This window comes from Mycobacterium sp. IDUB_5 (genome assembly GCF_055419565.1).
On the sequence record NZ_JBVAXX010000002.1, the window covers coordinates 341,676 to 361,990 of the forward strand.

At 67.3% G+C, this 20,315-nt stretch carries 22 protein-coding genes; 11 read left to right on the forward strand and 11 right to left on the reverse strand.

All coding sequences use genetic code 11. From position 1 onward, the window contains the following. The first annotated feature begins 20 nt into the window (after positions 1-20). Complete coding sequence (locus ACZY1G_RS06750) at positions 21-908, forward strand: phytanoyl-CoA dioxygenase family protein (protein WP_463821942.1); 888 nt, start codon at positions 21-23, stop codon at positions 906-908. A 10-nt stretch (positions 909-918) separates the two neighbouring features. Here the strand turns inward: ACZY1G_RS06750 and ACZY1G_RS06755 are convergent, their stop codons facing one another. The 6 genes from ACZY1G_RS06755 to ACZY1G_RS06780 are packed head-to-tail and all read right to left on the reverse strand — an operon-like array spanning position 919 to position 7,307. Continuing rightward, positions 919-2,187 carry an HNH endonuclease signature motif containing protein gene (locus tag ACZY1G_RS06755; RefSeq protein WP_463821943.1) on the reverse strand — a complete coding sequence of 423 codons (1,269 nt, stop codon included), beginning with the start codon at positions 2,185-2,187 and terminating at the stop codon, positions 919-921. 44 nt (positions 2,188-2,231) lie between these two features. After that, on the reverse strand, positions 2,232-3,266 hold the full coding sequence (locus ACZY1G_RS06760) for an aldo/keto reductase (protein ID WP_463821944.1): 1,035 nt from the start codon (positions 3,264-3,266) through the stop codon (positions 2,232-2,234). Positions 3,267-3,304: 38 nt separating this feature from the next. After that, on the reverse strand, positions 3,305-4,960 hold the full coding sequence (locus ACZY1G_RS06765; protein WP_463821945.1) for an ATP-binding cassette domain-containing protein: 1,656 nt from the start codon (positions 4,958-4,960) through the stop codon (positions 3,305-3,307). 10 nt (positions 4,961-4,970) lie between these two features. Next, positions 4,971-5,879: a phosphatidate cytidylyltransferase gene (locus ACZY1G_RS06770; protein WP_463821946.1), complete on the reverse strand. Its 909-nt coding sequence runs from the start codon at positions 5,877-5,879 to the stop codon at positions 4,971-4,973. 4 nt (positions 5,880-5,883) lie between these two features. After that, positions 5,884-6,501 carry a lysophospholipid acyltransferase family protein gene (locus tag ACZY1G_RS06775; protein WP_463815364.1) on the reverse strand — a complete coding sequence of 206 codons (618 nt, stop codon included), beginning with the start codon at positions 6,499-6,501 and terminating at the stop codon, positions 5,884-5,886. Continuing rightward, positions 6,498-7,307, reverse strand: a complete 810-nt coding sequence (locus ACZY1G_RS06780) for a CDP-alcohol phosphatidyltransferase family protein (RefSeq protein WP_463821947.1) — start codon at positions 7,305-7,307, stop codon at positions 6,498-6,500. The genes ACZY1G_RS06775 and ACZY1G_RS06780 overlap by 4 nt, the downstream gene beginning before the upstream one ends. Positions 7,308-7,427: 120 nt before the next feature. Between ACZY1G_RS06780 and ACZY1G_RS06785 the strand changes: the two genes are divergently transcribed. Further along, the gene (locus tag ACZY1G_RS06785) at positions 7,428-9,311 is read left to right on the forward strand and encodes an alpha/beta hydrolase (RefSeq protein ID WP_463815362.1); all 1,884 of its coding nucleotides are present in this window, start codon (positions 7,428-7,430) and stop codon (positions 9,309-9,311) included. A 79-nt stretch (positions 9,312-9,390) separates the two neighbouring features. After that, positions 9,391-9,861, forward strand: coding sequence for a hypothetical protein (locus ACZY1G_RS06790; protein ID WP_463815361.1), 471 nt, complete (start codon positions 9,391-9,393; stop codon positions 9,859-9,861). Between the two features lie 57 nt (positions 9,862-9,918). Here the strand turns inward: ACZY1G_RS06790 and ACZY1G_RS06795 are convergent, their stop codons facing one another. Both ACZY1G_RS06795 and ACZY1G_RS06800 read right to left on the reverse strand, forming a co-directional pair. Further along, positions 9,919-10,113, reverse strand: coding sequence for a hypothetical protein (locus ACZY1G_RS06795; protein ID WP_463815360.1), 195 nt, complete (start codon positions 10,111-10,113; stop codon positions 9,919-9,921). A gap of 4 nt (positions 10,114-10,117) precedes the next feature. Further along, positions 10,118-10,276 (reverse strand): DUF6307 family protein, encoded by a 159-nt coding sequence (locus ACZY1G_RS06800; RefSeq protein WP_463815359.1) that lies wholly within the window; start codon positions 10,274-10,276, stop codon positions 10,118-10,120. Between the two features lie 170 nt (positions 10,277-10,446). Here ACZY1G_RS06800 and ACZY1G_RS06805 point away from each other — a divergent pair, with 170 nt between their 5' ends. From ACZY1G_RS06805 to ACZY1G_RS06835, 7 genes are all read left to right on the forward strand, one after another. Next, entirely contained in the window at positions 10,447-10,584 is a 138-nt protein-coding gene (locus tag ACZY1G_RS06805; protein ID WP_463815358.1) for a hypothetical protein, read from the forward strand. A gap of 84 nt (positions 10,585-10,668) precedes the next feature. Continuing rightward, the gene (locus ACZY1G_RS06810) at positions 10,669-12,492 is read left to right on the forward strand and encodes an amino acid permease (protein ID WP_463815357.1); all 1,824 of its coding nucleotides are present in this window, start codon (positions 10,669-10,671) and stop codon (positions 12,490-12,492) included. After that, positions 12,489-13,376: a universal stress protein gene (locus tag ACZY1G_RS06815; RefSeq protein ID WP_463821948.1), complete on the forward strand. Its 888-nt coding sequence runs from the start codon at positions 12,489-12,491 to the stop codon at positions 13,374-13,376. Before ACZY1G_RS06810 ends, ACZY1G_RS06815 begins: the two co-directional genes overlap by 4 nt. A gap of 23 nt (positions 13,377-13,399) precedes the next feature. Further along, positions 13,400-14,032, forward strand: a complete 633-nt coding sequence (locus ACZY1G_RS06820) for a GIY-YIG nuclease family protein (protein ID WP_463821949.1) — start codon at positions 13,400-13,402, stop codon at positions 14,030-14,032. Next, entirely contained in the window at positions 14,023-14,676 is a 654-nt protein-coding gene (locus tag ACZY1G_RS06825; RefSeq protein WP_463815353.1) for an HAD-IA family hydrolase, read from the forward strand. The genes ACZY1G_RS06820 and ACZY1G_RS06825 overlap by 10 nt, the downstream gene beginning before the upstream one ends. Positions 14,677-14,845: 169 nt before the next feature. Beyond that, on the forward strand, positions 14,846-15,253 hold the full coding sequence (locus ACZY1G_RS06830; protein ID WP_463821950.1) for a transcriptional regulator: 408 nt from the start codon (positions 14,846-14,848) through the stop codon (positions 15,251-15,253). A 399-nt stretch (positions 15,254-15,652) separates the two neighbouring features. Further along, positions 15,653-16,693, forward strand: coding sequence for a hypothetical protein (locus tag ACZY1G_RS06835; RefSeq protein ID WP_463821951.1), 1,041 nt, complete (start codon positions 15,653-15,655; stop codon positions 16,691-16,693). A 12-nt stretch (positions 16,694-16,705) separates the two neighbouring features. Here ACZY1G_RS06835 and ACZY1G_RS06840 read toward each other — a convergent pair whose 3' ends face one another. From ACZY1G_RS06840 to ACZY1G_RS06850, 3 genes are read right to left on the reverse strand one after another with little or no spacing between them, the layout of a single operon-like run. Next, positions 16,706-17,404 carry a hypothetical protein gene (locus ACZY1G_RS06840; RefSeq protein ID WP_463821952.1) on the reverse strand — a complete coding sequence of 233 codons (699 nt, stop codon included), beginning with the start codon at positions 17,402-17,404 and terminating at the stop codon, positions 16,706-16,708. A gap of 29 nt (positions 17,405-17,433) precedes the next feature. Continuing rightward, positions 17,434-17,850: a hypothetical protein gene (locus ACZY1G_RS06845; RefSeq protein ID WP_463821953.1), complete on the reverse strand. Its 417-nt coding sequence runs from the start codon at positions 17,848-17,850 to the stop codon at positions 17,434-17,436. A 50-nt stretch (positions 17,851-17,900) separates the two neighbouring features. Then, positions 17,901-18,797: a GlxA family transcriptional regulator gene (locus ACZY1G_RS06850; RefSeq protein ID WP_463822218.1), complete on the reverse strand. Its 897-nt coding sequence runs from the start codon at positions 18,795-18,797 to the stop codon at positions 17,901-17,903. A gap of 150 nt (positions 18,798-18,947) precedes the next feature. On the opposite strand from ACZY1G_RS06850, the gene ACZY1G_RS06855 reads away from it, so the two are divergent. Next, positions 18,948-20,261, forward strand: a complete 1,314-nt coding sequence (locus tag ACZY1G_RS06855; protein ID WP_463821954.1) for an MFS transporter — start codon at positions 18,948-18,950, stop codon at positions 20,259-20,261. Positions 20,262-20,315: the final 54 nt, after the last annotated feature.

Genomic DNA, 20,315 nt, shown 5'->3' on the forward strand with positions numbered 1-20,315 from the left:
CGATCGCGATACTCGAGGGCATGCCGGAACTGAACCACGTCCCCGCCACCACCCCGCCCGAGGAGATGTCGGATCTGCTTCGTCGCGACGGCTACGTGATCGTCGACAACCTTGTGCCCACCGAGTTGATGGACGACATCGGCCGCGAACTCGCGCCTTACCTCGATGCCACCCCGCTCGGCTACAACGCGATGATCGGACGGCGGACGCGTCGCACCGGCGCGCTGGTCGCGCGGTCTCCCGCGTGCCGCACGCTGATCCAGAACCCCACGATGATGGGCGTCTGCGCCGACTTCCTCGGCCACGCGTCGGCCTTTCAGCTGATGCTGACGCAGGTGATCTCGATCGAACCCGGCGAGTCGGCGCAAGCACTGCACCGCGACCAGAACGCGTTCGACTTCTATCCCTTCCCCGACGACTACCACGTGCAGTGCAACACGCTGTGGGCGCTGTCGGACTACACCGCCGAAATGGGCGCCACCCGAATCGTTCCCGGCAGTCAGGTCGGCGACAAGAAACCCACCGACTACCGCGACGACGAATGCCTGCAGGCCGAGATGACACGCGGTTCGGTGCTGATCTACACCGGCAAGATCGTGCACAGCGGGGCCGCGAACCGTTCCGATCGGGTTCGGCGCGCGATCAACGTCAACTACTGCGTCGGCTGGGTGCGCCAGGAGGAGAACCAATTCCTCTCGGTGCCCATCGATGTGGCGCGGACCCTCGACGACGATCTGCTGAAGCTCATCGGCTACCAGGAGGGCGCCTGGGCGATGGGATACTTCCGGGACTTCGAGGATCCGCTGCGTGCAATCCGCGGTGACGCTGTCGAGTACGGCTTCGACGACAGCCGACTCAACGGCGCGGCGAACGCGGCCTTCACCGACTCGCTCACGCACAGCGAGTAATCGTCGTCCTCTAGTCCGCGTCCGTGGGGTGTGGTTCGTAGGGCTGGTACCACCACCAGTTGGCGCGTTCGCCGGTGGGCCCGGAACAGGGTGCGACGTCCGGTGGGGGTTGGGTGGGTGGTCGGGCCAGGGAGGCTGAGGTGAGGGTGTGGCCGGCGGCGTCGGTGACGACGAGGTGGTCGGCGGGCCCGGTGATCGTGACCAGGCCGCGGTGATGCGCCCGGTGGTGATACGGGCAGACCAGCGCGAGATTCCACAGTTCGGTGGGTCCGCCGTCCTCCCAGTGCACCAGGTGATGGGCGTGCAGTGCGCGGGTCGCCCCGCACCCGGGGACCACGCAGACACGGTCGCGATGCTCGAGCGCCCGGCGTAGGCGCCGGTTCACCGTCCGGCTCGAACGCCCGGCCCCGATCACCTGCCCGCCGCGGTGAAACCACACCTCGCAGGTGGCATCACAGATCAGATACCGGCGCTCCGCGTCGGTGAGCACCGGGCCCAAGTGCAGGCTCGCGACTCGGCTGGCTACATCGACGTGCACGACCACGGTGGTGCGTTGCCCGTGCGGACGCGCCGCTGCCTCGGCGTCCCAGCTCGCGTCGACCAACCGCAGGAACGCCGCGGCGTTGCCGGGCATCGGCGCGCGCCCGTCGGGGTCGGTTGCCTTCCAGTCGGTGATCAGTGCATCGCGATGCGAGGCCAGCGCCGCCTCGAACGCGGCGGCCTCGACATGGGGCAGCGCGATCTGCCAATAGGTGTACTGCTCATCGGAGGTCGAGCTGATCGTGGGCTGCGGCCCCGGATCGACGGCAGGCGCGTCCCCGTCCTCGTCGTCGTCGTCGTGGTCCGGCTCGGGCACACGGTCGCGGGTGGGTTTGGGTTGCATCTTCAACGCGGTCCGCAACTGAGACACCGTCGCGCATCGGGCCATGGTCGCGAAATGGGCGTCGGAGCCGGGAAGACCGTGTTCGGCGATCACCCCGACCTGATCCACGGAGAACCGACCCTGTGCCAGACCCTCGACACACTGCGGGAATTCGTCGTAGCGGGCCGCAATCGCGGCGATCGTCTGCGCCCGCGATGGAGACACTGCGGCTTTCCACGCCGCCAGACCAGCGGTCGATTTCGCCCCGGCCGCCGCCCACAACTGATCACGGTCGACCTCGGCGAAGATCTCCACGATTCGCCCGTCGATCGCGTTACGCTGACCGGTCAGCTCGGCAAGCTCGTCGAAGAGCACCGACAACCGCTCATCGATGGCCAACGAACTGCTCGGGAACATGACCCCACAGAACCACAAGGCACCGACAACTCGGCTCCTCGGACTCAGCGCACCCGAAAATCGTTGCCGCCCAGCACTGTCGGCAGCTGCTCGAGATCCTGCTCGTGCGGCTGACCCAGGCTGATGCGACTGACGTCGTCGAGGCTGTCGTAGCGGGTTCCGAGATCGAGATCAAGCGCTGCCAGGTAATCGTCGAGCTGCTCGACGGTGCGCGGACCGATGATCGGCACGATTCCGGTACTCGACCGCCGCGCCCGTTCGACGAGCCACGCGACCGCGACCCGTGCCGCCGGCACCCCCAACTCGTCGGCCGCAGCGAGCACCGCGTCGACCACCGCGGCCTTGCGCGGGTCCTCGTCGGTGTGCACCACTCGATTCCAGGCCTGTAACCGCCCGGATTCACCGCTGCGATACTTGCCGGTGAGCAGCCCTCCGCCCAGAGGAGACCACAGCGCGGCACCCAATCCGAGCGCCTCGACCATGGGGAGGTTGTCGCGGTCTGCGCTGCGCTCGACGAGGCTGTACTCGATCTGTACGGCTGCGATAGGCGCCCACCCCCGCACCTCGGCCAGCGTGGCGCCTCGGGCGGTCAGCCACGCCGGGAAATTCGACAGCCCCGCGTAGAGCACCTTCCCGGACGCGATCAGATCCTCATAGGCACGCACGATCTCCTCGATGGGTGTCACGAAGTCAGGCCAGTGAACCCAGAGCAGATCGATGTATTCGGTATCGAGTCTGCGCAGGCTGTTCTCCACGGACCGCACCATCGCTCGGCGGTTGTTACCGGTCTGCAAGACACCGCTGCCCTCAGCAGTTCCGCCGACGGCGAATTTCGTGGCGATGGTGAAGTCATCACGCCGGCCCGCCAGGATGCGACCCAAGATCTCTTCCGACTCGCCGACCTGGTAGGTGGCTGCGGTGTCGATGAAGGTGCCGCCGGCCTCGGCGAAGCGATCCACGATCGCCCGCGCGGCCGGTTCTTCCGCGCCATAACCCCAGCGGGTACCGAAGTTCCCCGCACCGAGCGCAAGCGCCGAGGTGCGGAGACCGTTGTTGCGGCCAAAGGTGAAGTGCTCCATGGAGAGCACAAGTCACGATACGAGGGCTTTATTTCACATCAGCGCCGCAGTCGCCACCGCGTGACACCGGCGAAGGTCGCCGCAAGCGCCAGCAGCACAGCCATGTTCGTCAACCACGTGCTCGCGGTGTGGTGCCAATGCGCGTCGTCGGCGATCCCGGCGACCAAGCGCGTCAGGTCCGCCGTCGACGCGGTGGCCGCGAAACCCCACCGCCCCGGGGCGAACCAGGCCAGCGCCTCCATCAACGGCCGGCCTGTCACCGGGATGAACCCGCCGGCGAGCACCAGCTGCGCCATCAGCGTGATCGCCAGCAGCACGATCACCTGATCACCCGTACGCGCGATCGCCGAAATGGCCAGTCCCATCAGCACAGCCACGCACGCCGTCACTGCGATGCCGACGAAGAACTCCACGGGGGCGCTGCCCAGAACGACCGCACTCGCCGGACCCGGCTTGCCGATGCCGGGCGACAGAACGATCGCCACGAGGACCGCCGACTGCAGTACGGCGATCGCGCCGAACACCACCGCCTTCGCCGCCAGGTACGCCGAGGCGGACAGCCCCGCCGACAGTTCGCGCTGATACACGCGCCGTTCGCCAACCAGATCGCGCACGGCCAGCGTCGCGCCCATCAGGATCGCCGCGAAGCTCGTCAACGCGACCACGTGCTTGGCCTCGAATGGGGGCGCGCCAGGCGCCGGCACCCCAGCCAATCCGGCGTCGCCGGCCACCGTCAGCGGCAGCAGGCCGACGAGAAACGGAAGCACCGCGAGGAAGGCGAGATATCCGCGGTTGGCCAGAAGCAACACGATCTGGCGGCGCAGGAGCGTCGCCGTCTGGCGCCACAGCCCAGGGCGCCCGCTGAAGGTCGGCGGCACCGCGTCGAAGCAGACCGTCTCGGCCTCCGGTCGACGATGACGCTGCAGAAATCGCTGATGCAGGCCGTCGGGGTCAGTGCAGACGGCAGCGAAGATGTCCGCCCAATCCGACCCGCCCAGAACGGAATTGACCTCACCAGGTGGTCCGACGAACACTGTCTTGCCGCCGGGTGCGAGCATCACCACCTGGTCGCAGACGTCCAGGAACGCCAGTGAGTGCGTCACCACCACGATGACACGTCCGGCGTCGGCGAGGCGGCGAAGCATCGCCATGACCGCGCGATCGAGGGCGGGATCGAGACCGGTGGTCGGTTCGTCGAGCACGAGAAGGCCGGGATCGGTGAGCAATTCGATGGCGATCGACACACGCTTGCGCTGTCCGCCCGACAACGACTCGACGCGGGTATCCGCGTGCGGCACGAGTTCGAGCTCGTCGAGCACCGCTGCGATCGCCCAGGCCCTGTCCCCCGCCCCGGCGGGCATGCGCAGTTCCGCGGCGAACCGAAGTGCCTCTTCGACGGTGAGGCGGCCGTGGACGACGACGTCCTGCGGCACCATCCCGATCTCGTTGCGCAGGCCGCGCACGTCGCGGGCGTGGAATGCTGCCGTGCCGGTGGTAGGTCGCATCGCGCCGGCGATGACCGCAGCCAGCGTCGACTTCCCCGCACCGGACGGGCCGATCACCGCAGTCAGTGTTCCGGGCCGGGCCTGCAACGAAACCTGTTCGAGCAGAACGGTTTCGTCTACGACAACGGTGACGTCCCGGACGTCGAGGCCGCGGGTGGTCACCCGGCGCATCATCACACAATCGGTCATGGCAGTTCTCTCATCCGAGGACAAAGGCGAGGGGCAGAACGACGAGCAGGGAATCGATGCGGTCGAGCAAGCCACCGAATCCGGGCAGCCAGCCACCGGCGTCTTTGACCCCGGCCTGGCGCTTGAGCATGGACTCGAGCAGATCGCCGAAGAGCCCGCCGAGCGCGACCGCCATGAGCAACCCGACCGTCACAGTGCCGAGCAGCGTGAGGATCAGAAAGGCACCGATGATCGCGCCCACCATCCCGCCGACCGTCTTGTTGGGGCTCAGCGGAGACAACGGCAGGCGAGCCCACCGCATGCGGCGCAATCCTTTTCCGCCGCACCAGGCGGCGACGTCGGTCGCCGCGACGGCCAGGCACAGCAGGTAGGTGTCCGGCCACACCATCACCAGGTGAGCGAGCGACCAGCAGACCCACACCGATCCGAACGCCGCGAAGGCCGTTCGGCGCGAACCGTTGTCGACGTCGCCGGCCAGGACCGACGGCACCGCGCACAACAGCATCAGGACGGGCGCGACGTACAGCAGAGACGGGCGCAGCCACGCTGCCAGCGGGTACGCCACGGCCAAGGCGAGCAACACCGCGGCGTCGGCCCGGCCCAACTTCACCAGCCGGGCGTACTCGAGGACGGCGACAGCAGCCAGTGCCGCTGCCAGCACCGCCGTGGTGCCGGGCCCGAACCAGACGGGCAACCCGACCGCGGGGGCAATGAGCACCCAGGTCCGCCACTTCTGCACCAATTCCGTTCTGCGGGAGGCGATCAACGCGACACCGGCCACAGCGAGGACAGCCACCGTCACCCACATCAGGAACACGGCGCGCGAGTACAGGTGCACCTGCAGGGGGCCGAGATCGATGTCGAGCGCCATCCGGCGATCGAGATGCAGGAACCACAGGTAGTGGTCGACGAGTGTCATGACGTCAGGCCGTCAGTGCGTAGCGGTCGGTGACGACGTCGCCCCGCAACTCGAGCACGTACTCGCGTAGGTGCGCCGCTGTGACGAAGAAGGGGTCGACGGGCGCACCGAGGCGCACGTGCATCGGCGCGCGGGAGAAGTGCCCGTCCTTGGGCAGCACGTCCGCCGTTCCCGCGATGGCGACGGGGACGATCGGCACGCCGCAATCGCGTGCCAACCGCACTGCACCGGAGCGGAATGCGCCGATGGTGCCGTCGGTCGACCGGGTGCCCTCGGGGTAGAGGACGACGGTACGTCCCGCGCGCAGGGCCGGGCCGGCGGCGGCGAGTAGCGCGTCGTAGGTGGCGTCGCCGGTGCGGCGCACCGGCAATACGCCGATCAGGGAGGTCGCGACGACGCGACGCGACGGGACCGCGAACCAGTAGTCGGCGGCGGCACCGAAGACGGGGCGGGCATGGGCGGGAAGCGCGGCCACCAGGACCGCGGTGTCGGCGTGCGAGGCGTGGTTGGCGACGACGACACAACCACCCTCGACGCTCCACTGCCCCGTGACGGTGAGCCCGCCCGAAGCAGCGCACACCGTGCGCCAAAGCCGGTGCCGCAGCATGCTTGCAGCGGTCATGCGCCGACCTCCGCCATCGGCCGGGTCACGGCGTCGCGGGTGGGGACGGCGATGCGCTGGGTCACCGCGGTGAACCTGCGATGCGCGACGGTGAAGGGTGCTGTGATGGCGTCGAACTGGGCGTCGACGAGTTCCTGGGCACGCTGGGCTTTGAGCTCTCGGTGCGCGGCCCGCAGCCGCAGGATCGTGGTGAGCACCGAGCCGTTCACGAGTTGCGTCAACAGGATCGGCATGATGACGGGGAGAGCGGTCGCGAGCACCAGGAACAGGCAGCGCTCGGTCTTGCCGAGCGGGCCGCCGTTGCGGCGCGTGAGTCCGGCGGCCGCCACGGCCAGCGAGGCGAAGGTCGGCAGGGTCGCGGCCAGGGCGGCCAGCAGCACCTGCAGGACCGGCCAGGACAACCAGTCGAATTCCGGCCCGTGCAGGCGCGCGGCCCACACTGCGAGGCCGGCGAAGGCGAGCAGGTCGGCGGTGCGGTCACCGAGTTCGTTGACGACGAAACCCCACGGCCTGCTGACGCCGCGGGCGCGGGCGACGGCTCCGTCGAGATTGGCGCCGGCCAGTCGCAGCACCATGAAGAGCGCAGCCAGCGGCCAGGAGCCGAAGGCGATCGCGGTTCCCGCCGCGCCGGCCGCGACGACTCCAGCGGCGGTGAACACGTCCGGGGAGATGCGTCGAGCGACCGCGGTGTCGATGACCGGGGTCAACCGTGCCGTGAACCACGGCTTCAGCGCGTAGAGCCCCGTGAAGCGGGTGCCGCGGACCGCCCTGGGGAGCAGGGTGCGGCGGATGGAGGTGATGCTCATGCGCCGAGTACATCGAGGCCGACGAGCTACCGATCCCAACTCCGCGCTCGGTACGTCAGCACACGCGCCGACCCCCTCCCCGCCATGTGACACCATCGTCTCAGCAACGAGCGGAGGGTCATGCCGGTATCGATCTCGGTGGTCAGGGCGACGCAGCCCGGCACGCTGGTCGATGCGGCCACCGAGCTGGGTAGCCAGTACGCCGAGGTCCAGACCGTCATCGCCGGCGAACGGGAGACGCTCTCGCATCTGCAGGATCACTGGACCGGGGCGGCCGCCGCGGCCGCCATCGCCCGCGGGCTCAAGGACATCGCGATCCAGGAGCGGACCGCGATGCGCCTGCAACATCTGCAGTCGGCGCTGCAGAACGCGGGCCTGCAGATGGGCGCGCTGCGCGACACGTTGCTGAACCTGGTCTCGTCGCTGGAGAACATGGGTTTCTCGGTCGCCGATGACGGCACGGTGACCCCCCACCAGTGGCTGGTGGGCCGGTTCCTCGACAGCATCGCCGCCAACTGCAGCACCGTGCTCAAGAAGATCTTGCAGCTGTTCACCGATCTCGACGAGAACACGGCGGCCGCGATCGATCAGGCCGACGGCCCCAATCTGGACAACCCGACCGTGAACGTCGGCGGGCAGGACGTACAGATCCCGTCGATGGACACCGCTCCCGCGGACGTCAAGCAATGGTGGGACAGTCTGACCGAGCAGCAACGCCAGGAGCTGATCGCCAAGCATCCGCCGATCCTGGGCAACCTCAACGGGCTGCCGGCCGAGGTGCGCGATCAGGTCAACGTCGCGGTGATGGACGACGATCTGGACCGGGTCGAGCACACCGCCCAACAGAACGGCGTGTCCGTCGACGACGTGAAATCAGACCCGAGCAGGTTCGGACTCTCACGTGATGACGTCGTGCGTTACGACAACGCCAAGAAGACGCAGGACGGTCTGCTGCACCAGATGGGCATCGACGGCGACGAACGCAACAATCGCCGCTACAGCGATATCAGCCCGCAGGAGCGGATGGACCGCAACCTCCGCCCGACGATGTTGTGGGCATACGAGCCAACGGCTTTCGACGGCAAGGGGCGGGCGGCGGTCTCGATCGGCAATCCGGACAAATCCGCCAACACCGCGGTCATCGTTCCCGGCACCGGCTCGAGTGTGCGCGACGGGTGGCTTTCCGACGGCCACAACGACGCCCGCAACCTCTACGACCAGGCGCGGGCCGCCGACCCGAACAGCCCCACCGCGGTGATGTCGTGGATGGGTTACGACACCCCCGAGAGCTTCACCGATCCCAACATCGCTACTCCCGGCCTGGCACGCACCGGCGGCGACGCGCTGGCCTGGGACGTCAACAGCTTCGGGGTCACCCACGACCCGTCGGTGCCGCAGCACACGACGGTCATCGGGCATTCGTACGGCTCGACGACGGTGGCGGATGCGTTCGCGCGCAGCGGGATGCAAGCCAACGATGCGGTCTTGCTCGGCTGCCCGGGCACCGACGCCGCCCGCAGCGCCGCCGACTTCCACCTCAACGGTGGCCAGGTCTACGTCGGGGACGCCTCGACCGATCCGGTCGGCATGCTCGGCGAAGCCGGGCCGGGACTGCCGAACGCGCTCAACGACAAACTGGGCAACATGATGGGTGTGTCCGCCGGCCTGGGCACCGATCCTGCGGGGCAGGACTTCGGGTCAGTGAGGTTCCGGGCCGAAGTCGCCGGCGCCGACGGGATCGACCCGGCCGACCACTCGAACTACTACAAGGTCGGCAGCGAATCATTGCGCGGCATCACCGACATCGCGTCCGGCAACGCGGATCGCCTGGTCACAGACAACCTGATCGCCGAGCACCGCCACCCGATGACCGTGAGTACTCCCCGCGAGGTCGACGTGCCCATCATCGGCAAGGTGCCGATCCCGGGCGTCGACGTCCAGACCCCGATCATCTACGACCCAGAATGGGACCGAGAGAACGTCACCAATGACCACAGATACTGATAAGCGGTTACGCGTCTGCGCGGCAGCGTTGTTCAGTGCCCTTGCTGTCCTCGCCGTCTCAACAGGAGGTTGCTCATCGATGTCTCCCCCACCCAAGGACACCGCGTCCGCAGGCCCGACGGCGCAAAGCCTGCCCGACGATCAGGCCCGAGCACAGGTCGTCGATGCTGCCAAGGAGATCGCCCGGGCGGCGAATCTTCGCGTCACCTATGCCACATTCGAGTGGGAGTGGTGCAACGACCAAGGAGAGCCGCCGTATCACGGCCGTGTCGACGTGGCGTACGAAGTGCCGAGGAGCACCGACAGCGCGACGATGGCCAAGCAGGTCGCGGCGGCGGCAGCACAGCAGCCGGGCTGGGCGCCCGGTCCGCCGCCGGGGCTCAACCCGTACGGCGAGGTCGCGCACAAGGGCGGTGTGATGGCCATTGCTGCGCCGGGGAACTATCCCGAGCGGGGTTCGCTGCAGATCTTCGGTGAGTGCCGGAACATGACCGACCACCGCGACGACAGCGCGCTGCACGACATCACCGGTGAGGTGCGTGACCGCTGAATACGCGCTGCTCGATCTGACCGCGCCAACGGCGAAGCGGCGCGATGGATCGACGAGTCAGCGCCGGAAAAGCCTTGTCCTGGAGCGCTTCTGGTCACCCTCGACACCGATCCACTGCGTCGCGGTGTAACTCAGAGTTTCGGCACCGGTACGAAACACCTCGAGACGACCGTCGGCGTGCTCGGTGTACGTGTCGCCGAATCGCATGTAGTCGTCGAATTCATTGTTGGGCAACGCGACTTTGACAGTCATCGGATCAGCGCACCTTTTCCGGAATGGTGTTGATCGTGTGCAGGATGTGAACGGCGAGCTCGCGCGCGGCGTCATTCTTGAGTTTCGTGTGCTCGGCGATGGTTCCAGCGACGAGGTCGACGCGGGCGTCATAGGGTGAGCGGATCGACTGTTGCGATGCCATGGGAATCCCTTTTCAGCCGGGCCTGTTTCGCTCGTTGACCGAGGCGCCCGACGTTCGTCAGCGTACGCGCAATCGGCCGCCCCCGGAGTCGAAGTGAGTCCAGCGCACATTCGAGGAGTACGGTCGGGGCGATCGGGACCATCGAGGCCTCGCGAAGCAAGGGGCTCGTCATGTCCGATAAATCTCCCCGGCAAGCCATGTCCAAGAGTTCGGGCAAGTCGCTCAAGGAGAAACGTGCGGCCAAGCACGCCAAGGAAGACGCGAAGAAGTCGACGACGGAGGCGGCGTTCGACAACAAGAAGCGCTGAGGCGAGATCCCCTCTCGCTATGTGATGCGCATCACTTAGGCGTACGTTGGGGGTCTGGGTTTCCATCGGCGTTAGAGGTCCCCCGTGAACGCGACACCCACCCTGAAGAAGGCGCTCAACCAGCGCCAGCTGACGATGATCGCGATCGGCGGTGTGATCGGAGCGGGCCTGTTCGTCGGTTCCGGCGTCGTCATCGGCGCCACCGGACCCGGGGCCTTCCTCACCTACGGCATGGCCGGCGTGCTGATCATCATGGTGATGCGGATGCTGGCCGAGATGGCCGTCGCCAATCCTTCCACCGGATCGTTCGCAGACTATTCGCGCACCGCATTGGGGCACTGGGCGGGATTCTCTGTCGGCTGGTTGTACTGGTACTTCTGGGTCATCGTGGTCGGCTTCGAAGCCATCGCCGGCGCGAAGATCATCCAGTACTGGATCGATGTCCCCCTCTGGCTGTCCGCCCTCGTCTTCATGGTGCTGATGACGGCGACCAACCTGTTCTCCGTCGCCTCCTACGGCGAGTTCGAATTCTGGTTCGCCGGAATCAAAGTGGCCGCCATCATCGCGTTCATCGCGCTGGGCGGCGCGTACGTCTTCGGGCTGTGGCCGGACAAGTCAGCGGACTTCTCGAATCTGACCAGTCACGGCGGGTTCACGCCATTCGGATTGAGCGCGATCACCGTTGGAATCGTCACGGTGATCTTCTCCATGGTGGGCGCCGAAATCGCGACGATCGCCGCCGCGGAGTCCTCCGATCCAGAGCGCGCGGTGGCCAAGGCCGCCAACTCGGTGATCCTGCGCATCCTGATCTTCTACGTCGGCGCGGTGTTCCTGCTGGTCACCATCTTGCCGTGGAACGACGACGCCGTGTCCGCATCACCATTCGTCGCCGCGTTCACCCAGATGGGGATTCCCTACGCCGATCACGTGATGAACGCGGTGGTGTTGACGGCGGTGCTGAGCTGCCTCAATTCCGGGATGTACACCGCGTCGCGGATGTTGTTCGTGCTGGCGGCGCGGCGGGAGGCCCCGCCTGCTCTGGTCAAGGTGACCCGTCGCGGCGTGCCGGCGAACGCCATCCTCGCGTCGTCGGTCATCGGGTTCCTGTGCGTCATCGCCGCTGCTCTGTCACCCGACACGATCTTCGCGTTCCTGCTCAACTCCAGCGGCGCGATCATCCTGTTCGTGTACCTGCTCATCGCGATCTCGCAGATCGTGCTGCGCTACCGAACCCCGGATTCCGAACTGCGCGTGAAGATGTGGCTCTTCCCGGTGCTGTCGATTCTCACGGCTGTGGGGATCGTGGCCATCCTGGTCCAGATGTTCATCGACACAGCGCTGCGGTCGCAGCTGGTGCTCAGTCTGCTGTCGTGGGCGGTCGTCATCGTGCTGTTCGCGGTGAACAAGTGGTTCGTGAAGAAGCGTCCGCTGTCGCCCGCCGAGGCACCCTCCGCCGCGCCGCATCGCGTACTCGTGCTGGCGAATCAGACCCTCGATTCACAGGAGCTGCTTGCGGAGCTGTCCCGTATCGGTGCAGATCGCGACGCGCAGTACCTCGTGGTGGTGCCTGCCAGCCCGGTCGACACGGGAGCTGCGGCCACGCACGGACCGCGTGACGTCACCGAGGCCACAGAGGAGGCGGCGCAGGCTCGGCTCGACGCCACGTTGGCGACGCTCCGGAGCGAGAACCTCCAAGCCCAAGGCGAATTGGGTGACTATCGCCCCCTGCGGGCACTCGATCACGCTGTCAGCACGTTCGATCCCGACCAGATCGTGATCGCTACGCTGCCGCCCGAACTGTCGATCTGGCAGCGCTTCGACGTGGTGGACCGCGCCCGGGCACAGTTCGAAGTGCCGGTGACACACGTCGTCGCCAAGTCGATAGCGGGAGAACAGGCTCGGAGATGACGATCGTCGCGGGCGTCAACCCCAGCGGTCAGGCGTCGGCGCCGCTGCATCTGGCGGCCCAGCTGTGTCGATGCACGGGTGACCGGATGGTCGCGGTGGCGATCGTCGAGCGGCCGTGGCCCCCGAAGCTGGATCCCGTCGAGAACGAGTACCTGAATTACGTTGCAGTGCAGGCGCAGAGATCTCTCAAGCAGATGGTCGACCAACTGCCCGCCGACGTGGACGTGTGGCAGGTGGTACACCACGCCGCGTCGGTCCCCAAAGGCCTGACTGAGCTCGCCATCGAATGGAGCGCTGAGGTCGTGGTGGTCGGCTCGTCATCGACGGGCCTGCTCGGCAGGGTCGCGCTGGGTAGTGTGACCGATCGCCTTGTGCACACCGCTGCGGTTCCGGTCGCCATCGCACCGAGGAGCTATCCCGCGCAGCGCGGACGTATCGAGCGGTTGACGGCGGCCTACGGCGGGCAAGCCGACGCGGTCGGATTGGTCGCCACCAGCGCAGAGATGGCACGCGAATGGTCGGCGCATCTGCGCATCGCGTCCTTCACGGTCCGCCCGGTCACCATGTTCAGCGGCGCCATCGAGACCGGCGCTGAGGACCTCGTCGTCACCCAGTGGGCCCGGCGCACCCAGGACCAGATTGCCGCTCAACTGGAGAAAGCACGCTCGGACATCGACGTCGTCGACGCCGACATCGTCATCGGCGCCGGGGCGACGTGGCGTGACGCGGTGGATGCTGTCCCGTGGGCGGCCGGCGACATCCTGGTGCTCGGCTCCGGTGCGGCAGGACCCGCTGCACAGGTGTTCCTCGGCTCGGCTGCGGCCCGCATCCTTCGGCACGCCCCGGTGCCGACAATGATCGTGCCGCGACGGCAAGCTGCCTGACCGAGAGGACTAGGCTGTGCGGTATGGCTGGCAGGATGTCCGACAGGAAGACCGCGGATGTGGTGTCGAACTTCCTTTCTGCGCAACGATATACGCGCGACGAGGTGTTCTCCGACGCTGATCCCGTGCCGGCTCAGCCGGGAGCGCACGGATGGTGGTTCCGGGAGATCCCTGGCGCAATCGACGTCTCCGGATGCGAAGAGCGCGACGGCTGGACCCTGCTCTACGTCGGGGTGAGCCCCGGCCCGCCGCGAGCCGACGGAAAGCCGCAGACTCCGCAGGATCTGCGTAAGCGCATCAGATACCACTTCGGCGCGGGGACCGCCGGCGCGGACGGCTCGACGTTGCGCAAGTCGCTGGGCGTGCTGCTGGGCGGAGAACTGGGCTTTGGGCTGCGCAGGGTCGGGTCGGGTAAGCGGCAGACGTTCGCCGGTGGAGAGGCGATCCTGACTCAGTGGATGGCGGAGAACGCGATGGTGTCCTGGGTGCTGCACCCGGAGCCCTGGCACATGGAAGCCAGGCTGCTCACCGCGTTGGTGCTGCCGTTGAACCTGCAGGGCAACGAGCGCAACGCTTTTGCGCCGGAGTTGAAGCGGCTGCGGCGGGACGCGGCGGTCAAGGCCGGCAAGATGCGGGTGCTCGCGGAGTGGTCCTGAGCGGTTCTGCAGCATCAGCGCGCTATGACGCGGTGCTCTTCGATCTGCTGACCGCGCTGCTGGATTCGTGGACAGTGTGGAACGACGTCGCAGGCGATCCACGCACCGGAGCCCTGTGGCGGAACAAGTATCTCGAGATCACCTACGGGCAGGGGTCGTATCGCGACTACGAGACCCTCGTCGGCGAAGCGGCCGAGGCGCTGCACCTCGATCGAGGCGTGGTCGCCAAGCTCTCCGCCCGCTGGGCTGAACTGCAGCCGTGGAGTGAAGCTCCCGGGGTCCTGACCGAGTTGGCCTCGGCCGGCGTCAAGCTCGGCGTCGTCACGAACTGCTCAGAACGTCTGGGACAACTCGCCGCCGCGCGGATGGGCGTTCCCCTCGACGTCGTCGTCACGGCCGAAGCGGCTGGTGCATACAAGCCGCAGCCGGCGCCCTACCTGCTCGCCGTGCAGCAGCTGGGGCTCGAACCGCATCGCGTCCTCTTCGTTGCCGGCTCACGCTTCGACATCGCCGGCGCGGGCAACGTCGGCATGTCCGTTTGGTGGCACAACCGAGTGCACATGGACCGCGGTGACCAGCCCGCGCCGATGGCCGAACACAACACCCTCATACCGCTCGTCGGCGATGTCCTGAGAAATCCGTGATCTTTTGCAACAGCAAAAATTTCGAATGCCATTTTACGATGGCGGCGGCAACAGTGTTCGGACGAATACACGTCGAATACGCCAATAACCTGGCGATCGCCACGTCAGAACTTATCCTGGATCAGCGGCACAGGACTCCGCTCACCGGCCGCGCGAGGGGACAGCAGACATGAACACATTCGCAGATCGACTGAACAGGCTTTTCGACACCGTGTATCCGCCTGGACGCGGACCGCACACGTCCGCCGAAGTGGTCACGGCGCTGAAGGCAGAGGGGTTGACGATGTCGGCTCCCTACTTGTCGCAGCTGAGATCGGGAAACCGGACCAATCCATCCAGTACGACTATGGCCGCCTTGGCCAACTTCTTCCGCATCAGACCCGAATTCTTCACCAATGACTCCTACTACGCGAAGCTCGACAAGGAGCTGACCCTGCTGGCCGGCCTTCGCGACGAGGGGGTACGACGTGTGGCCGCACGGTCCATCGGACTGTCGCCCCAAGCGCAGCGCGATGTCGTGGAGAAGGTGGACGAATTGCGGCGCAGGGAACACCTCGCCGACGATGGATCGGTGTGATCGGGACGCATCGAGCCACCTAGCCCGGATACAGCTATGGCGCCACCAGCGGGGAAGCCCAGTAACCGCACCGTGCCCACGTGGCGGTACGTCGCCGCGGGCGGCGCAATCTCGTCGATTCTCGTCGTGTTCGGCGGAGGCGGAGCCACCGCGTACGCCGACGATCGAGCACCGAACACCGCCGACTCGGGCAGCCGGGACAGTTCCTCCATCACGAACCGCCCGGAAAGCACGCCACCCCGGGAACCGGACACGGAGGCGCCACCGACGTCATCGTCGTCATCGCGGACAGAGACCGTGGCCGCGGACGGCGACGACGCTGATGGTTCCGATGAGTCTCCGCGGACCGCGGATGCTGAGGTTTCGCCTGGAGAGCAGGGCACTCCCACGGACAGCACTGTGGATCCGTCGCCTGAGGTGCCAGGCGATGCAGCGCCAGAGGACAGTCCGACAATCGACCCACCCGCCGAGGACACCGGGTCCGAGACCACGCCGTCGACGACGACACCAGATTCGCCCTCGGATTCGCAGTCCATCGCCACCCCGATCATTGCTACCCCGATCACTACTGAGCCGACTGCAGGCGACGCAGACCCGGTCAGCACCGATGCGCCGATCACCTCCGCGCCCGCTGTCGACCCCGACTCAGTCGCCAGCGCTTCCCCCGTCGTGGACAACTCCCCCGTCACCGTCGATGCACCGATTGCTCCTGTCGCCGAACCGAACACCGTTCTGGCCGTGCCGGTTCCGGCAGCCACGACCACGGTCCCGCTCGTCTCGGTGGCAGCGGCGATCGCACCCCCCAGCATTCTGCAGTGGTTCGTCTTGTTGACGTGGGTCCAGCTCCAGTGGCTGTTGCAACAGCAGCTGAGCGGCCCGGGTACGACGCCCGTTCTGGGTCGCCTCGGCGCCGCAGAGTCGCGGCTGATGAGCGCGGCGCTCCCGAATTCCTCCACGACGGCTTACCTGCCGACGCAGTCTCAATGGCTGAGAGACGCCCTTGAGGGGATGCGACTACTCGGCCTTCCGATCGATCCTGCTCTGCTGGAGAGGACGTCGGCGACCTTGGCGGCCGGGACGGCAACGCTACCTGCGATCGTGAAGGCGCTCACCGATCAGGTGAGCGCTCGCTCGGGACTTCCGTCGGGCTCCCCCTGCGTCGGCGCGTTCATCCGCCACGTTTCGGTCTGGGCGCTGTTCACCGCTGCCGCCCTCGGAATTTTCGGCATGATCGGCATGACCGGTCTCGGCGCCATGGTCGGCTTCCGCCAGGCCAAGGCGAGCTACGCCCTGAGGGCAGCCGGCCTGGCTCGGTTCAGCGGCCCCGGCCCATTGGGACTCGTGCGGGAAGCGGGATTCGTTCAGATCGGGTCGCGGCGCTCCAGTGCTGGACCGTCGCCCCTGCGCGCCGTGGCCACGCATCTGCGGGACAGCGCCTGACACGGGGCAGCTTCAGCTCTTGTCCAACCGCGTCGTCTGCGCCTGATAGAGAGCCGGAAGCTGTTCTGCCAGAGTAGAATCGAAGGCACCACCGTGTGGCCCCGGGGTGTACTCCGCCGTCACCAACAAGCCACGGTGGGTGCCGAGGATCATCGCGATGTCCCACGCCAGCGACTGCGTCGTGGTGGTCGTCCGCGTGTGCAGCTGCACGCTGATCGCGTCGGGCGGGATCGGACCGAAGTCGGCGGTCTCGATGAGGGCGGCGGACTGCAACTCCGGTGTGGCCAGTGAGAACGACGCGCACTGCTCGGCGAGGCCGTGCACATGGACCGGCTGTGGTGTGACGGCGAGTTCGATGCCGATTGCCGCACCGCCCGAGGAGCGCATCGCGAGCGCCTTCTGACTGACCTCACCTTGGGAGAGAAACACACCGCACTGCGGCGGCTCCACCGGGGCGGGGCCGCCCTGGGGAACGGCGATGATCGTGCCCCACCGCGTGCCGGGCAGCGGCGGCACAGCGCTCTCGTCGACGGGCATCGACTCGGTGAGGACGTGGAGGTCGGGCAACACAGGCGGTCCGGCGGCACGGGCTTCCCGCCGCGTCAGGTCGGACGCCACCAGCGAGCCGACGACGACGAGGACGACGTTCACCAGCGCAAGGAGGAGTCGCAGCCTGTCGAGGCTACCCAAGCGATTCGCCACCAAAGGCATTCGGTGCGAACCCTGAGGCGGACTGCGTGTCATGCCGGATGGCGGTCGACCCGCTCGACGAACACCGGGACACTGACGCTGCCGCCGCCTTCGATGCTGGCGATCAACGCCATGCGTCCGCCCGCCCTGGTGGTCAACCCGAAGTCACTGATCCAGAAGTGATTCTCTCCGTCACGGTGCCCGCCCGGAATCTCCTGGTCGCCCAGCACGATGATGTCGCCGTTGGACGAGACCGCCTCCAGCTTCATTCGGTAGGGCCGCCCCTCGTCATCAGGCCCGGCCTGCATCAGCGTCACCAGGCTCAGCGGGAGGGCCAACTGCTCACCGTTCTCGTTCGTCAGGCCCACCGCCGGAGCCTTGACGACGTCGAGAACGCCTCCTGTCACGTTGAGCTTGCCGTCCACGATCTCAGCGTGCTCGGCGAGAAAGGCGCCTGTGATCTGCATATTTCGAGAGTAGCGATGGACTCGGCCGGCGTTTCGTTCGATTTCGGCCACTACTCGTGGCCGGCGAACACCTTGCGATAACTCGACGGCGACATACCCAGGCCGCGGCGCAGGTGATGCCGGAGATTGCCCGCGGAACCCAGGCCTGATCGTCGGGCGACCTCGTCGACACTGAGGTCATGGCTCTCCAGGAGTTCGCGAGCACGGTCGACGCGGCGGTGGCGGATCCATTCTCCGGGCGGCTGGCCGGTCTCCTCGCGGAAGCGACGGATGAACGTGCGGGTGCTCATGCCCGCGTGCTCGGCGAGCCGATGGATCGTCAGTGGCTCCTGCAGATTCTCGGTGACCCAGTGTCTGGTCGCCGCTGTCGACGCGAAATCGTCGACGGGGACATGACTTTCGATGAACTGGGCCTGGCCACCCTCACGCCAGGGCGGCACGACGCAGTAGCGCGCGACCGCGTTCGCGACCTGCGTTCCATGATCGCGCCGGATCATGTGCAGGCACAGGTCGATGCCTGCGGCGAGGCCCGCGGAGGTCAGCACGTCGCCGTCGTCGACGAAGAGCACGTTCTCGTCGACCAGCACCCGCGGATACATCGCGCGCAGCGTGTCGGCGTGCTGCCAGTGGGTCGTGGCAGGGCGGCCGTCGAGCAGCCCCGCGGCAGCGAGCACGAAGGCGCCCGTGCAGATCGAGACGACGCGGGCCGTGGACGGGATCGTGGCCAGCGCCGCAGCGACGTCTGGTTCGAGCCGGCCATCGACGCGGGCGGGCCGATATCGCGTGCCGGGGACCACCACGGTGTCAGCGGTGGCCAGGGCGTCGACTCCTGCCTCCGGGATCATTGCGAATCCGGCCGTGGTGGGGACCGGGTCGCTGGTGACCCCGCACGTGATCACGTCGTACAGCGGCTCGCCGTCGGGGTTTGCGGCCGCGCCGAACAGCATCGGGGCGATCGTCGCATCGAAGCCGATGACCGGCTCCAGCAGCAACACGGCGACGCGGTGAGCGGACACGACGCCATGATGGCATGTTTTTGACGAACAACGGCAGTCTTGCCACTGGCCACGGCGGCACGATGACGCCATAGTCGACCGGTGACCGTGACCGACCGCTCTGCGCGCCGCATCGTCCGCCTGCACTGGGCGTGGGTCGTGGCGGCCGTCAGCTTCGTCGCTCTGCTCGGCGCCGCCGGCTTCCGCTCCGTGCCCGGCGTGATGATGAACCCACTGCATCACGAGTTCGGCTGGTCTCACGGCACGGTCGGGTTGGCGATGTCGGTGAACATGACGTTGTTCGGCCTGACCGCGCCGTTCGCGGCGGCGCTGATGGACCGCTTCGGTATCCGCCCGGTGCTGACCGTCGCGCTCGCGATGATCGCGACCGGCAGCGCGCTGAGCGTGACGATGACCGCGAGCTGGCAGTTGATCCTGCTGTGGGGAGTACTCGTCGGCGCCGGGACCGGCGCGATCTCGATGGGATTCGTCGCGACGATCGCCACCCGGTGGTTCGACGCACATCGCGGACTCGTCACCGGTGTGCTGACCGCTGCCAGCGCGACGGGTCAGCTCATCTTCCTGCCCGTGGTCGCCGCCATCACGACGGATCACGGGTGGCGATGGGCCTCGCTGCTGGTGGCCGCCGCCGCGCTCATCGTGATCCCCCCGATCCTGCTGCTGATGCGAAACTGGCCGCAGGACAAGGGCCTTGGACGCTATGGCCAGGAACCGTCCGCCGATGTCGGGCCGGCGCCACGTCCGCCCGGCAGCAGTTTCGGCGCGGCCTTCTCGGGACTGGTACTCGGTGCGCGGGTGCCTGCCTTCTGGCTACTGGCGGGCAGCTTCGCGATCTGCGGCATGACGACAAACGGGTTGATCGGCACCCACTTCATCCCCGCGGCCAACGACCACGGGATGCCGACGACCGTGGCCGCCGGCCTTCTCGCCGTGGTCGGCGTCCTCGACGTCGCGGGCACTGTGTTCTCGGGATGGTTGACCGACCGCGTGGATGCCCGCCTGCTGCTGGTCATCTACTACACGGGGCGGGGGCTGTCGCTGCTCGCCCTCCCGGTCCTGCTGTCCCCACACGCCGAGCCCGGAACGTGGGTGTTCATCATCTTCTACGGCCTGGACTGGGTGGCGACGGTGCCACCGACCATTGCGCTGTGCCGCAATTATTTCGGCGACAGGGCGCCGATCGTCTTCGGCTGGGTGTTCGCCTCGCATCAGCTCGGCGCGGCCGTCGCCGCGGCGGGTGCCGGCTGGATTCGCGACCTGCGTGGCGACTACGACCTCGCCTTCTACATCGCGGCCGGCCTTTGCGCCGTCGCGGCGGTCATGTGCCTGTCGGTGCGGCCGGTGCGCGCGATGACGGCAACCGAGATAGCCGTGACACATATACGTCGACCCTGACGCCAGGTTTCGCTTTGCTGTTGACGGGCACTCCGACGGGAGGCAGCGAGCGAA

Bases quoted from the DNA above. Each gene is read 5' to 3' on its own strand.
- ACZY1G_RS06820 (WP_463821949.1), top strand. From the start codon at position 13,400: ATGGCTGGCAGGATGTCCGACAGGAAGACCGCGGATGTGGTGTCGAAC.
- ACZY1G_RS06775 (WP_463815364.1), bottom strand. From the start codon at position 6,501: ATGACCGCTGCAAGCATGCTGCGGCACCGGCTTTGGCGCACGGTGTGC.
- ACZY1G_RS06800 (WP_463815359.1), bottom strand. From the start codon at position 10,276: ATGGCATCGCAACAGTCGATCCGCTCACCCTATGACGCCCGCGTCGAC.
- ACZY1G_RS06755 (WP_463821943.1), bottom strand. From the start codon at position 2,187: ATGTTCCCGAGCAGTTCGTTGGCCATCGATGAGCGGTTGTCGGTGCTC.
- ACZY1G_RS06795 (WP_463815360.1), bottom strand. From the start codon at position 10,113: ATGACTGTCAAAGTCGCGTTGCCCAACAATGAATTCGACGACTACATG.
- ACZY1G_RS06845 (WP_463821953.1), bottom strand. From the start codon at position 17,850: ATGCAGATCACAGGCGCCTTTCTCGCCGAGCACGCTGAGATCGTGGAC.
- ACZY1G_RS06765 (WP_463821945.1), bottom strand. From the start codon at position 4,960: ATGACCGATTGTGTGATGATGCGCCGGGTGACCACCCGCGGCCTCGAC.
- ACZY1G_RS06750 (WP_463821942.1), top strand. From the start codon at position 21: ATGCCGGAACTGAACCACGTCCCCGCCACCACCCCGCCCGAGGAGATG.
- ACZY1G_RS06850 (WP_463822218.1), bottom strand. From the start codon at position 18,797: ATGCTGTTCGGCGCGGCCGCAAACCCCGACGGCGAGCCGCTGTACGAC.
- ACZY1G_RS06760 (WP_463821944.1), bottom strand. From the start codon at position 3,266: ATGGAGCACTTCACCTTTGGCCGCAACAACGGTCTCCGCACCTCGGCG.
- ACZY1G_RS06780 (WP_463821947.1), bottom strand. From the start codon at position 7,307: ATGAGCATCACCTCCATCCGCCGCACCCTGCTCCCCAGGGCGGTCCGC.
- ACZY1G_RS06840 (WP_463821952.1), bottom strand. From the start codon at position 17,404: ATGCCTTTGGTGGCGAATCGCTTGGGTAGCCTCGACAGGCTGCGACTC.
- ACZY1G_RS06830 (WP_463821950.1), top strand. From the start codon at position 14,846: ATGAACACATTCGCAGATCGACTGAACAGGCTTTTCGACACCGTGTAT.
- ACZY1G_RS06815 (WP_463821948.1), top strand. From the start codon at position 12,489: ATGACGATCGTCGCGGGCGTCAACCCCAGCGGTCAGGCGTCGGCGCCG.
- ACZY1G_RS06805 (WP_463815358.1), top strand. From the start codon at position 10,447: ATGTCCGATAAATCTCCCCGGCAAGCCATGTCCAAGAGTTCGGGCAAG.
- ACZY1G_RS06785 (WP_463815362.1), top strand. From the start codon at position 7,428: ATGCCGGTATCGATCTCGGTGGTCAGGGCGACGCAGCCCGGCACGCTG.
- ACZY1G_RS06790 (WP_463815361.1), top strand. From the start codon at position 9,391: ATGTCTCCCCCACCCAAGGACACCGCGTCCGCAGGCCCGACGGCGCAA.
- ACZY1G_RS06770 (WP_463821946.1), bottom strand. From the start codon at position 5,879: ATGACACTCGTCGACCACTACCTGTGGTTCCTGCATCTCGATCGCCGG.